The sequence below is a fragment of the Microbacterium sp. K41 genome (assembly GCF_004794395.1).
Classification (GTDB): domain Bacteria; phylum Actinomycetota; class Actinomycetes; order Actinomycetales; family Microbacteriaceae; genus Microbacterium; species Microbacterium sufflavum.
The window spans coordinates 1-12,372 of record NZ_SSDO01000476.1 but is presented as its reverse complement, the minus strand read 5'-3'; the positions used below and the strand labels follow the sequence as shown (position 1 = coordinate 12,372).

12 protein-coding genes and 1 pseudogene are annotated in these 12,372 nt (G+C 71.7%); 3 read left to right on the top strand and 10 right to left on the bottom strand.

Annotated elements, in window-relative coordinates; translation table 11 throughout:
* Positions 1–396: hypothetical protein (locus tag DW309_RS19910; protein ID WP_205812824.1), on the bottom strand; the 396-nt coding region annotated here is incomplete at its 3' end.
* Between the two features lie 247 nt (positions 397–643).
* Between DW309_RS19910 and DW309_RS15865 the strand changes: the two genes are divergently transcribed.
* A complete protein-coding gene (locus tag DW309_RS15865; protein ID WP_240745374.1) occupies positions 644–1,510 on the top strand; it encodes a MinD/ParA family ATP-binding protein in 867 nt (288 codons plus the stop codon).
* Positions 1,511–1,558: 48 nt separating this feature from the next.
* On the opposite strand, the gene hisH is transcribed toward DW309_RS15865, so the two are convergent.
* The 4 genes from hisH to DW309_RS15845 are packed head-to-tail and all read right to left on the bottom strand — an operon-like array spanning position 1,559 to position 4,302.
* Positions 1,559–2,194: an imidazole glycerol phosphate synthase subunit HisH gene (gene hisH / locus DW309_RS15860; protein WP_136034296.1), complete on the bottom strand. Its 636-nt coding sequence runs from the start codon at positions 2,192–2,194 to the stop codon at positions 1,559–1,561.
* On the bottom strand, positions 2,191–2,808 hold the full coding sequence (gene hisB, locus DW309_RS15855; RefSeq protein ID WP_136034298.1) for an imidazoleglycerol-phosphate dehydratase HisB: 618 nt from the start codon (positions 2,806–2,808) through the stop codon (positions 2,191–2,193). Before hisB ends, hisH begins: the two co-directional genes overlap by 4 nt.
* Complete coding sequence (locus DW309_RS15850) at positions 2,805–3,899, bottom strand: histidinol-phosphate transaminase (protein ID WP_205812823.1); 1,095 nt, start codon at positions 3,897–3,899, stop codon at positions 2,805–2,807. The genes hisB and DW309_RS15850 overlap by 4 nt, the downstream gene beginning before the upstream one ends.
* 34 nt (positions 3,900–3,933) lie before the next feature.
* Complete coding sequence (locus DW309_RS15845; protein ID WP_136045910.1) at positions 3,934–4,302, bottom strand: LysM peptidoglycan-binding domain-containing protein; 369 nt, start codon at positions 4,300–4,302, stop codon at positions 3,934–3,936.
* A 288-nt stretch (positions 4,303–4,590) separates the two neighbouring features.
* Here DW309_RS15845 and lexA point away from each other — a divergent pair, with 288 nt between their 5' ends.
* Positions 4,591–5,283, top strand: a complete 693-nt coding sequence (lexA, locus tag DW309_RS15840) for a transcriptional repressor LexA (protein WP_136034303.1) — start codon at positions 4,591–4,593, stop codon at positions 5,281–5,283.
* 55 nt (positions 5,284–5,338) lie between these two features.
* Here the strand turns inward: lexA and metE are convergent, their stop codons facing one another.
* A complete protein-coding gene (gene metE / locus DW309_RS15835; protein ID WP_136036509.1) occupies positions 5,339–7,651 on the bottom strand; it encodes a 5-methyltetrahydropteroyltriglutamate--homocysteine S-methyltransferase in 2,313 nt (770 codons plus the stop codon).
* A 22-nt stretch (positions 7,652–7,673) separates the two neighbouring features.
* A complete protein-coding gene (locus tag DW309_RS15830) occupies positions 7,674–8,621 on the bottom strand; it encodes a methylenetetrahydrofolate reductase (protein ID WP_136045909.1) in 948 nt (315 codons plus the stop codon).
* A gap of 187 nt (positions 8,622–8,808) precedes the next feature.
* Between DW309_RS15830 and DW309_RS15825 the strand changes: the two genes are divergently transcribed.
* Positions 8,809–10,677, top strand: a complete 1,869-nt coding sequence (locus tag DW309_RS15825) for a S9 family peptidase (RefSeq protein ID WP_136045908.1) — start codon at positions 8,809–8,811, stop codon at positions 10,675–10,677.
* Positions 10,678–10,686: 9 nt separating this feature from the next.
* Here DW309_RS15825 and smpB read toward each other — a convergent pair whose 3' ends face one another.
* The 3 genes and pseudogenes from smpB to DW309_RS20075 form a co-directional block, all read right to left on the bottom strand.
* Positions 10,687–11,163 (bottom strand): SsrA-binding protein SmpB, encoded by a 477-nt coding sequence (smpB, locus tag DW309_RS15820; RefSeq protein WP_136034311.1) that lies wholly within the window; start codon positions 11,161–11,163, stop codon positions 10,687–10,689.
* Between the two features lie 62 nt (positions 11,164–11,225).
* Positions 11,226–12,140: a permease-like cell division protein FtsX gene (ftsX, locus tag DW309_RS15815; protein WP_136034313.1), complete on the bottom strand. Its 915-nt coding sequence runs from the start codon at positions 12,138–12,140 to the stop codon at positions 11,226–11,228.
* Positions 12,137–12,372, bottom strand: a pseudogene (locus DW309_RS20075) (cell division ATP-binding protein FtsE); the annotation flags it as partial. The gene ftsX and the pseudogene DW309_RS20075, both read right to left, overlap by 4 nt.

Genomic DNA, 12,372 nt, shown 5'->3' with positions numbered 1-12,372 from the left:
GCCCGCACGCGCTTCGGGGCGCGCGTCCCAGTCCGCGACCCCCGCGGTCACCCCCACCCGCGCACCCGCACAGATCGCGGCACCCACGCGCGCCGCGACACCGTCACCGACCTCGGCACCGGTACCGGCCTCGGCAACGGAACCGGCCTCGACCTCGGCACCGAACGCGATACCGACACCGACACCGACACCGACACCGACACCGACACAGGCACAGGCACCGGCACCGGCACAGGCACCGACACCGACACCGACACCGACACCGACGGTGACCACGACACCGACACCGACCGCGACACCGACCGCGACACCGGCACCGACACCGGTACGGACACCGACACAGGCACAGATGCCGGCCGTGGCGCCCACCCCCACCAGCACACCGGCAGAGATCATGACCCCCGCCCCCGCATCCGCATCCGCCCAGTCCCCCGAACCCGTCGCGTCCCCTGCCCACGCATCCGCATCCCCCCGGTCCCCCGAACCCGCCGAGTCCCGCGCCGCCGGATCCGCCGACGCTTCCGCGCAGAACGCATCTGCGCACGCCGCATCGTCAGGGCGAAGCCGCCGTCGCTCGCCGCAGCGCGAGACCACGACCCGCCCGTCCTTCCTCACCGAGGAGCTTCCGGCCGAGCCCGCCCGGATGGGGTTCCGCGGCGCCCTCAACCGCATCGGCATGGACTTCGGTCCCGGCTCCGTCGAGGAGGCGTTCCGCCGCGACGAGGCCGCTGTGAGTCGCCAGTGGTCCGGGCCGCGCACGATCGCGATCGTGAACAGCAAGGGCGGCGCGGGGAAGACACCCACCACAGCGCTTCTCGCCGCGGTGTTCGCCCGGTTCGGGGGTGCGGGCGTGCTCGCCTGGGACAACCACCAGACGCGCGGGACCCTCGGCTGGCGCACGGAATCGGCATCACACCGCAACACCCTGCGGGAGATGCTCTCCGACAGCAGCCGCCTGATCAGCCCGGGCGCCCAAGCCGCTGACCTGGCGGACTACGTTCATCACCAGCCGCGCGACCGGTTCGACGTCCTCCGCTCGCAGCCGCCACGCCTGGCACACGACGATCGCCTGGGCCCGGCCGAGGTCGACGTGCTGCACACGGTGGCCTCCCGGTTCTACCGACTCATCTTCGTCGACTCGGGCAACGATGAGACCGACCCGCTGTGGCGCCGGATGATCGACCACACGGATCAGCTCGTGGTCGCGACCACCTCCCGCGGAGACCACGCCGAGGCCGGGGCCCTCCTGCTCGAGGCCCTCGCCGAACGCGACGAGCGCTCGGCTCACCTCGTCGAGCAGGCGGTCGTGATCGTCTCGCAGGCCGATCCCCACGCGACACCGACCGAGATCGGCGCGGTGTCCGACGGGTATCGCTCGCTCTGCCGAGAGGTGCATGCGATCCCGTTCGACCGGGAGATGGTCGACGGCCCGCTGCGCTACACCGCCCTCGCCGGACGGACGCAGCGAGCGTGGCTGTCGGCGGCGGCCGCCGTCGCCAGAGGGCTCTGACGCCGAGCGGCCGGACCGGCCGCGTGCGACAGCCCCCGGCTCACGGGCTCAGAGGCTGGTGACCCAGTTGCGCAGCAGCTGGATGCCCGCCTCGCCCGACTTCTCCGGGTGGAACTGCGTCGCCGACAGCGGTCCGTTCTCCACGGCCGCCAGGAAGGGATCGCCGTAGGTGGCCCAGGTCAGCACCGGCTGGGGGAACGGCGGGATCACGTCGAGCTCCCACGACTGCGCCGCGTAGGAGTGCACGAAGTAGAACCGCTCCTCCTCGATGCCGCGGAACAGCACCGTGTCCTCGCCGGGGTCGACCGTGTTCCAGCCCATGTGCGGCAGCACGGGAGCGTTGAGCTCGGTGACCGCGCCCGGCCACTCCCCCAGGCCCGCGGTGTCGTGGCCGCGCTCGACCCCGTGCTCGAACAGCACCTGCATGCCGACGCAGATGCCCAGCACGGGGCGACCGCCCGCGAGACGCCGCCCGATGATCTCGTCGCCCCCGTGCGCGTGCAGCGCATCACGCACGGCCTGGAACGCCCCGACCCCCGGCACGACGAAGCCGTCGGCCTCGAGCGCCTCACTGCGGTCGCGCGTGAGCACCGCGTCGGCGCCCGCAGCCACGAGCGCCTTGACCGCGGAGTGCACGTTGCCTGACTCGTAGTCGAAGACCGCGACGCGGGGTGCCGCGCTCACAGGGCCCCCTTGGTGGACGGGATGCCGTCGACGAGCGGGTCGAGCGCCTTCGCCTGACGGAACGCGCGCGCGAAGGCCTTGTACTCCGCCTCGGCGATGTGGTGCGGGTCACGGCCGCCGAGCACGCGCACGTGCACCGTCAGCGCCGCGTTGAACGCGATGGCCTCGAAGGAGTGGCGCACGAGCGAGCCCGTGAAGTGCCCGCCGATGAGGTGCTGCTCGAAACCGACGGGCTCGCCCTCGTGCACGAGGTACGGACGACCGGAGATATCGACGACGGCCTGCGCCAGCGCCTCGTCGAGCGGCACGAGCGCATCGCCGTAGCGCGAGATGCCCGCCTTGTCGCCCAGCGCCTCCAGGATGGCCTGACCCAGCACGATCGAGACGTCTTCCACGGTGTGGTGCGCGTCGATGTGCGTGTCGCCGGAGGCGCGGACGGTGAGATCGGTCAGCGAGTGCTTCGCGAACGCCGTCAGCATGTGGTCGAAGAACGGCACCGAGGTGTCGATGCGGCTCACCCCGGTGCCGTCGAGGTTCAGCTCCAGCTCGACGGTCGACTCCGACGTGCTGCGCACACGACGCGCGGTGCGGGCGGGGTTCGCGGGGGTGGTCATGATGCCGATCCTATCGAGGCCAGGGCGTCCAGGAACGCGGTCGTCTCGGCCTCGGTGCCCGCGCTGACGCGGAGGTGGCCGGGGATGCCGACGTCGCGCACGAGCACGCCGCGGTCGTACAACTGCCGCCACGTGGCCTGCGGGTCGGCCACGCCACCGAACAGCACGAAGTTCGACCAGGACTCGTGGGGCGTGTACCCCAGTGCCTCCAGCGTCGCTGTGATGCGGTCGCGCTGCTCGACGATCTCCTCGACCATGCCGAGCATCACGTCGGCGTTGCGCAGCGCCGCCACCGCCGCGGCCTGCGTGAGCGCGCTCAGGTGGTACGGCAGCCGCACGAGGCGGAGCGCGTCGATGAACGCGGGGTCTGCGGCCAGGTAGCCGACGCGCGCTCCGGCGAACGCGAAGGCCTTGCTCATGGTGCGCGACACAGCGAGCCGCGGACGGCCGTCGAGGAGCGTGAGCGCGGACGGCGCGTCGTGCGGTGCGAACTCCTGATACGCCTCGTCGACGATCACCACGCCGCGCGCGGCCTCGTAGACCGCCGCGACGACGTCGAGCCCGAGCGGCGTACCGGTGGGGTTGTTGGGCGAGCACAGGATCACCACGTCGGGGTCGGCGGCGCTCACCTGTTCCGCGGCTTCCTCCGGGGTGATCGAGTAGTCGGGGTGCCGGGTGCCGGCGACCCATGACGCACCCGTGCCCTGCGCGATCAGCGGATACATCGAGTAGGTCGGAGCGAAGCCGAACGCCGTCCGCCCCGGTCCGCCGAACGCCTGCAGGATGTGCTGCAGCACCTCGTTCGAGCCGTTGCCCGCCCAGATCTGCTCGGCCGTGAGCCCGTGACCGAGGTAGTCCGCGAACGCCTCCCGCAGCGTGGTGAACTCCCGGTCGGGATAGCGGTTGACGTCGCGGATCGCCACGGCGATGTCGTCGAGGATGTCACTGGCGACCTCGTCAGGAACGGGATGCGTGTTCTCGTTGACGTTGAGGGCGATCGGTAGCGGTGCCTGCGGTGCGCCGTACGGAGTGAGTCCGCGCAGATCGTCGCGCAGCGGGAGATCGTTGAGGGAGAGGGTCACCCTATCCATGTTAAGAGGACGAGGCGGCACCGACGGCCATGCGTCACTCCGCGTACTGCGCCGGGATCGCGAGCTCCTGACCGATCTGGATCTCTCCGCCGCGGAGCAGGTTCATGCGGCTGATGTCGCCGATCACGTCGCGCGGGTCGGCCTCGGGAGCGATCGAGCCGGCGATCGACCAGAGGGTGTCACCGGGCATGACCGTGATGGTCTCGACGGCAGCCACGGGCTTGTCGGCACCGGAGGCGATGGCGCTGCCGCCGCTGATCGCCGCGAAGGCGATGCCGACGGCGAGCGGGACGGACGCGACCGCGAGCAGCACACCGCGACCGCGAGCCGTGAGCCGGAGCCGCGTGGCCGGACGGGCCATGGCGGAGATCGCGGTCGCGGTGCTGAGGCTGATGGTGCTCATGTCTGCTCCTTCACTGTCCCGGCGCCGCGAGGGCCCGGGGAGGTTGGCGTAGCGTTCGCATCCGCGACTCGGCCGGGAGCCGTGAATGCGAAGCTACGTTCCGAAGATATCTTCGAGTTCGAACATCTGTCAAGCTGTCTTCGAAACCCTGTCCACGAATCGTCCGACACGCTCGAACAGATCTTCCAGATCGGCGCGATTCTCGGATACGGTTTCGACAAGGACACCCCACCACGGGCCACCGACATTCGAAGAGCGACGTCGGATCTCACGCACTGAAGGAGCATCATGAGCGAGACCACAGCCCCGGAGTCGGAGGCGCCGCGGACCCGCCGTCGCAAGAGCCTCAGCCCCAAGCAGATGGCGATCCTGGAGGTCATCCAGGCCGCCATCGCCCAGAACGGCTACCCGCCGAGCATGCGCGAGATCGGCGACGCCGTCGGGCTCAAGTCGCTCTCCAGCGTCACGCACCAGCTCGGCCAGCTGGAGCTGAGCGGCTACCTGCGTCGAGACCCGGGCAAGACGCGGGCCATGGAGGTGCTGATCGACCTGCCCGGCACCGGCTCCGGCGCCGAGAACCCGGCCGATGTCACGACTCCCGTCGGCGACGCCGCGCTCGTGCCCCTCGTCGGCCGCATCGCCGCCGGCGTGCCCATCACCGCGGACCAGCAGGTCGAGGAGATCTTCCCGCTCCCCCGGCAGCTCGTCGGCAAGGGCGACCTGTTCATGCTCAAGGTCTCCGGCGAGTCGATGATCGACGCCGCCATCTGCGACGGCGACTGGGTCGTCGTCCGCTCGCAGCACGACGCCGAGAACGGCGAGATCGTCGCGGCGATGCTCGACGGCGAGGCCACCGTCAAGGTGCTCCGTCGCCGCGATGGACACACGTGGCTGCTGCCGCGGAACACCGCCTTCGAGCCCATCCTCGGCGACGAGGCCGTGGTGCTCGGCAAGGTCGTCGCGGTGCTGCGAGCCGTCTGACCCGGACACGACGAAGGCCCTCCCCGATCGCTCGGAGAGGGCCTTCGTCACATCATCAGACCGAGGCGCCCACCTCGGCGCGCACGCGGCGCGTGGCCTCGACGATGTTCCGCAGCGACGCGGTGGTCTCCTCGTAGCCGCGGGTCTTGAGGCCGCAGTCCGGGTTGACCCAGAGCTGCCGCGTGGGGATCTCCTCCACGGCGCGACGCAGCAGGGACTCCACCTCCTCCACCGCGGGAACCCGCGGGGAGTGGATGTCGTAGACGCCGGGGCCGATGCCGTGGTCGAACCCGGCCTCGGCGATGTCCGCGACGACCTCCATCCGGCTGCGGGCGGCCTCGATGGACGTGACGTCGGCGTCCAGCGCGCGGATCGCGTCGATCACGACACCGAACTCCGAGTAGCAGAGGTGCGTGTGCACCTGCGTGCCCGGTGCTGCCCCACCGGTCGCCAGACGGAACGACGCCACCGACCAGTCCAGGTAGGACGGCTGATCGGCCTTCTTCAGCGGCAGCAGCTCGCGCAGGGCCGGCTCGTCGACCTGGATCACGGCGATGCCCGCAGCCTCGAGGTCGGCGATCTCCTCGCGCAGCGCCAGGGCGACCTGGTTCGCGGTCTCCCCCAGCGGCTGGTCGTCGCGCACGAACGACCACGCGAGGATCGTCACCGGCCCCGTGAGCATGCCCTTGAGGTGCTTCGCGGTGAGCGACTGCGCGTATCCGGACCAGTCGACCGTGATCGGTGCCGGCCGGGAGACGTCGCCCCACAGGATCGACGGGCGTGTGGCGCGGGAGCCGTACGACTGCACCCACCCGTGCTCCGTGACCGCGAAGCCGTCGAGGTTCTCGGCGAAGTACTGCACCATGTCGTTGCGCTCCGGCTCCCCGTGCACCAGCACGTCGAGTCCGAGGTCCTCCTGCAGCGACACGACCGCGGCGATCTCCCGGCGCAGGAAGTCGTCGTAGTCGTCGCGGGGGATCTCACCGCGCGTGAACCGTGCCCGTGCGCGACGGATGTCGGCGGTCTGCGGGAACGACCCGATCGTCGTCAGGGGCAGGACCGGGAGGCCGAGCGCCTCCTGCGCACTCTCCCGCTCCTCGTAGGACACCCGAGAGAAGTCGGCGTCGACCAGCGCCCGCTCGCGCACCGCGCCGTCGCGCACGCCGGGCGCATCCAGCCGGTCGCGCAGGGCCGCCGAGGCCTCGTCGAGCTCGGCGGCGATCGCCTCGGGACCCTGCGACAGCCCGCGGGCCAGCACGCCGACCTGCTGCACCTTCTGATCGGCGAACGCCAGCCACGACACCAGGCGGGGGTCGAGCGAGGTCTCGTCGGCGACGTCGTGCGGCACGTGCAGCAGCGAGGTCGAGGTGGAGGCCGACACGGCCGCGGCCCCCAGGTCGCGCAGACGCTCGAGCGTGGCGAACGCCGCGGCCAGGTCGCCCCGCCAGATGTTGTGCCCGTCGATCACGCCGCCGACGAGCGTCTTGTCCGCGAGACCCTCCGCCGCGGACGGCACAGCGCCACGGACCAGGTCGACCGCGATCGCCTCGACGGGCGCGGCCGCGAGGACCGGGAACACGGCGTCGAGCGCCGCGTACGGGGCGGCGACGAGGATCGACGGACGGTCCTCCGCTCCCCCGAGCACGGCGAGTGCACGTTCGGCCGCGGTCGCCAGGGCGGCGGTGTCGGCGGGGAGCGACTCGCTCACGAGCGCCGGCTCGTCGAGCTGCACCCAGGTCGCTCCCGCGGCCCGGAGGCGGGCGAGCAGCTCCCGGTACACGGGGAGCACGTCGTCCAGGCGCGACAGCGGATCGAAGCCCTCGGGGGCGTCGTCCGAGGCCTTCGCGAGCGCCAGCAGGGTGACCGGGCCGACCACGACCGGGCGGGTCGTGAAGCCTGCGGCAGCGGCCTCTGCGACCTCGCGCACGAGCCGGTCGCTGGACAGCGAGAACACCGTCTCCGGACCGATCTCCGGCACGAGGTAGTGGTAGTTCGAGTCGAACCACTTCGTCATCTCCAGCGGCGCGCGCTCCCCCTCGCCCCGCGCGATCGTGAAGTACGCCGGGAGGCCGACCGTGCCGTCGGCGGCGCGCAGGTGCTCGAAGCGCGAGGGGATCGCGCCCACGGTCACCGCGGCGTCGAGCACCTGGTCGTAGAACGAGAAGGACTCCGGGATCGCGGAGTCGTCCCGGCCGAGGCCGAGCGCGGCGAGCCGCTCTCGGGTGGCGGCGCGCAGCTCGGCGGCCGTGCGCTCCAGCTCCTGCTCGTCGATGCGGCCCGCCCAGAACGCCTCGACGGCCTTCTTGAGCTCGCGGCGACGGCCGATGCGGGGGTAGCCGAGGATGGTTCCCTCGGGAAATGCGGTCATGGTGTTTCCTTTCGGCGGGGGTCTAACGGCGCAGAGCCGGGAGGATGCCGGCTTCGGCGAGGACGGTGAGGACGGTCTCGTGCTGGTTGAAGGCGTAGAGGTGCACGCCGGGGGCGCCGCCGGCCACGACCTGCGCGGCCAGGCGCGCGGCCCAGGCGATGCCGATCTCGCGGCGCCCCTCGGCGGTCGGCTCCACGTCGAGGGCGATGGAGAGCTCTCCGGGCAGCTCCTCTCCCGTGAGCTCCAGCACGCGGGAAAGCCGAGCGGGCGAGGTGATGGGCATGATGCCGGGCAGGATCGGGATGGTCACCCCGGCCGCGCGGGCACGCTCCACGAAGGCCAGGTAGTCGTCGGCGTGGAAGAACAGCTGCGTGATCGCGAACGTCGCACCGGCGGCCTGCTTCGCGAGCAGGGCCTCCACGTCCTGCGTGCGGTGGGTCGCCCGCGGGTGGCCCTTCGGGAACGCGGCCACCGCGATGTTCACCCTCCGCCGCGGCGCGACCCGGGCGGCACCGGGGATCCCGGGAACCGGCGACTCCTCGTACGGCGCACGCTCGGCCTGCACGCGGTCGATCAGCTGGACGAGCTGGGCCGCGCTCTCCAGGTCGCCGAGGAAGTCCTCGGTCTGCCCGGCGGGCGGGTCGCCCCGCAGGGCGAGGAAGCTGAGGATCCCCGCGTCGAGGAACTCGCGGATGAGCGCGGTCGCCCCGGCGTAGGTGTTGCCGACGCACGTGAGATGTGCGAGGGGCTCGACGTCGGTGTGGGTGCGGATGAAGCGCAGCACGTCGAGCGAGCGCCCCCCGGTGGAGCCGCCGGCACCGTAGGTCACCGACAGGAACTCCGGACCGGCTGCGGCCAGGCGCAGGACGGTCTCGTGCAGCGCCTCCTCGCTCGACGCGTTGCGCGGGGGGTAGAGCTCGAAGGAGAACGGCACGCGGGCGGTGCCGGTGGTGTCGATCTCGGTGGACATCTTCACTCCTGGGGACAGGGGGCCGGGGCGCGCGGACGGCACGGGAGGCGTGTCGTTCGCGGGCGGGTGCCGGGCTCGGCTGTCGCTCCACGCCCTGGACGAACCGGGCGTTTCCAGCAACCTAGAACAGCCCCGCGCGGGCCCGCACGTGTGTGACGCCGTGTGTCGGTCCGCCTAGGCTCGAGGCATGTCGTCGCTGCCCTTCGGTTCCTGGCCCTCCCCCTTCACCGCCGCGTCTGTCGCGACCTCCGCACCGCGCATCGACGGCGCCCGGTTCGCCGGGTCGGAGATCTGGTGGGGCGAGTCCGTGCCGGCCGAAGCCGGACGCGTGACTGTACGCAGCTCCTCCGGCGCCGAGATCCTGCCGGCTCCGTGGAGCGCGCGGTCGCGCGTGCACGAGTACGGCGGCGGGGCGTGGACGGCCGGCGACGGTGCGCTGTTCTTCGTCTCGGGCGCGGATCAGCGCGTGCATCGCCTCGTCCCCGGGGGCGAGCCCGAGCCGCTCACGCCCGCCGGTGCGTCGTACGGCGGACTCCGACTGCAGAGCGGACGACTGCTGGCCGTGCGCGAAGACCTCCGTCCGGACCCGCACCGGCGCGGCATCGTCGAGATCCCGGTGGACGGCTCCGCGGCCGAGGACGACGGCGCGCTCCGGGTGATCGCGGAGGGCACGGGCTTCTTCGCGCACCCGGCGCTGTCGCCCGACGGCACGCGGGTGGCCTGGGTCGAGTGGCACGAGCGGACGATGCCGTGGGACGAGGCGCAGCTCGCGATCGCGTCGCTCGCCGACGGCGAGGTCGTGCGCATCGCGTCGTCCGCCGCCCTGCAGCCGGAGTGGCTCGACGACACCGCGCTCATGTACGCCGACGACGCGTCCGGGCGCTGGCAGGTGCAGCGCCTTCACGTCGACGGCGTGACACCCGCAGCCGCACCGATCGCCCTGACCGGGACCGACGCCGACACCGGCTACGGCCTGTGGGTGCTGGGCAACCGGTGGTTCCAGCCGCTGGCGGACGGACGCGTGGTCGCCGCGCGCACGAACGGCCGCGACGAGGTGCACGTGCTCCCGGCGGACGGCACGACGAGCACCGCGCTGGACCTCCCCGCCGACGGGCACGTGAGCGTGGACGACGTGTCCGGCTCCCGCGTGCTGCTCAGCGGCAACAGCTCGGGCACCACGCCCGGGGTGTGGTGCGTCGACCTCGACTCGGGCCGCGTGGAGGCCGTGGCGGGTGGGGTCCCGTCCGATCCGGAGTGGATGCCCGGCGCGCAGCCGATCGTGGTGGACGGCGCGCACGGCTCGGTGCACGCGTTCGCCTACCCGCCCGCGAACCCCGCGCACACCGCGGCTCCCGGCGAGCTTCCGCCGTACGTCGTGTTCGTCCACGGAGGACCGACCGCGCATGTGACGGGGGCCGCGTCGTCCGAGGTCGCGTTCTTCACGAGCCGCGGCATCGGCGTGCTCGATGTGAACTACGGCGGCTCCACCGGCTACGGCCGGGCCTACCGCGACCGCCTCGTCGGGCAGTGGGGTGTGGTCGACGTGGACGACGTGGTCGCCGCCGCGCGGGGCCTGGCCGATGCGGGGCTCGCCGATCCCGCGCGCATCGCGATCCGCGGCGGTTCGGCCGGCGGCTGGACCGTTCTGTCGGCGCTGGTGCGGGGCGGGACCTTCGCGGCGGGCATCAGCCGCTACGGTGTGGCGGACCTGCGCCTGCTGGCCGCCGAGACGCACGACTTCGAGGCGCCGTACCTCGACGGTCTGGTCGGGCGGCTGCCGGAGGACGAGCACGTGTACGTCGAGCGTTCACCCCTCACGCACGCCGACCGGATCGACGTGCCCGTGCTGCTGCTCCAGGGCGGCGAGGACCGCGTGGTGCCTCCGTCGCAGTCCGAGGCGATCCGCAACGCCCTCGCCGCGAACGGCATCGAGCACGAGTACGCGCTGTATCCGGCAGAGGGGCACGGCTTCCGCAGCGCGGAGAACATCGTGGACGCGCTGCAGCGCGAGCTCGCGTTCCTCGGCCGCGTGTTCGGCTTCACCCCGGCGCCCTGACGGCGCGGGCTACTCGCCGACGCGGTTGCGCAGGCGCATGGCCCGCTCGGCCTCGCGCGTGTCCTGCCGCTCGCGCAGCGTCTGCCTCTTGTCGTACTCGCGCTTTCCCTTCGCGAGAGCGATCTCGACCTTGGCCCTGCCGTCGGAGAAGTAGAGCTTCAGCGGGATCAGGGTGTAACCACCGGCCGAGACCGCGTGGGAGAGCTTGGCGATCTCCTCACGGTGCAGCAGCAGCTTGCGGATGCGCTTGGCGGAGTGGTTGGTCCAGTGCCCCTGCGAGTACTCCGGGATGTGCACGGCGTCGAGGAACACCTCGTTCCCCTTGACGAACGCGTATCCGTCGCTGAGGTTCGCGCGCCCCTGACGGAGTGACTTGACCTCGGTGCCGGTGAGCACCATTCCCGCCTCGTACGACTTCTCGATGGTGTAGTCGTGACGCGCGCGACGATTGGTCGCGACGACCTTCTCCCCGCGTTCCCTGGGCATGATGCTCTCCTGTTGCCGTGACGAGCTCGACCGAGGATCCGGCCGAGCAGCCTTTCAGGGTATCAGGTGCGCAGCCAGCGACGGATCGCGAAGCCGGCCGACAGCGCCGCCAGCACGACGCCGATCCCCACCAGCACGGGCACCACGAGGAACGCGTCGTTCATGGTGACCCAGGTCGTGATGAACGGGACCCGCCCGCGCAGGTAGCCGTTGACGCCGAAGTGCACCCCGGCGACGACCGCCGCGCACGCGAGCGCCGAGCCGAGGAAGGCCGCGAAGACGCCCTCCAGCACGAACGGCGTCTGGATGAACCGGTTGGACGCGCCCACCAGGCGCATGATCCCGATCTCCTTGCGTCTCGCGTAGGCCGATAGTCGGATGGTCGTCCCGATCAGGAGGGTCGCGGCGATCAGCATCAGCACGGCGATCCCGACCGCGATGTAGGTCGCGACGGTGAGCGCGGAGAACAGCGGCTCGAGGTATTGCAACTGGTCCTGCACCTGCTCCACGCCCGCCTGTCCGCTGAACGCCTCGGCGAGCACCTGCGACTGCCCCGGATCCTTCATCGTGACGAAGAACACCTCGAACGCCTGGTCGGGCGTGAGCACGCTCGCCTGCTCCTCGCCCACCTGCTCGACGAGCTTGGCGTACGTCTCCTCTTTGGTGTCGAACGTCATGGAGCTGATCAGCGGCGCCAGCGCGTCGCCCTCGAGCTGGGCGCGCACCGCGGCGACCTGCTCCTCGCTGGCGGCGCCGTCGACGCAGGTGTCCGACTCCGACACCGCCGAGCACATGTACACCGCCACCTGGGCACGCTCGGCCCAATAGCCCCGCATCACGCCGATCTGGGACTGCATGAGGATCGCCGCGCCCACGAAGGTCAGCGACACGAACGTCACCAGCACGACGGAGATGACCATCGAGATGTTGCGACGGAGACCCACGAGGGCCTCGGTCAGGATCAGGCCGATTCTCATGAGGTCGGGCCCACTTCCTCGTCGTCCTGGTCGGAGAGGCCGAGACGGTCGGCCACGCCGAGCTCGGCGACGTCGACCTCCGGCAGCACGATCGGGTGCGTGCGAGGGGTGGCCGGACGCTCGACCGGAGCCTTCTCCGCGGCCGGGGCACGCTCCGCCTCATCCGGCGGTTCCACCACTCCGCGACGCGGCGGCTCCGGCGGCTCGACCACCTGCGGCTCGCGTTCCGGCT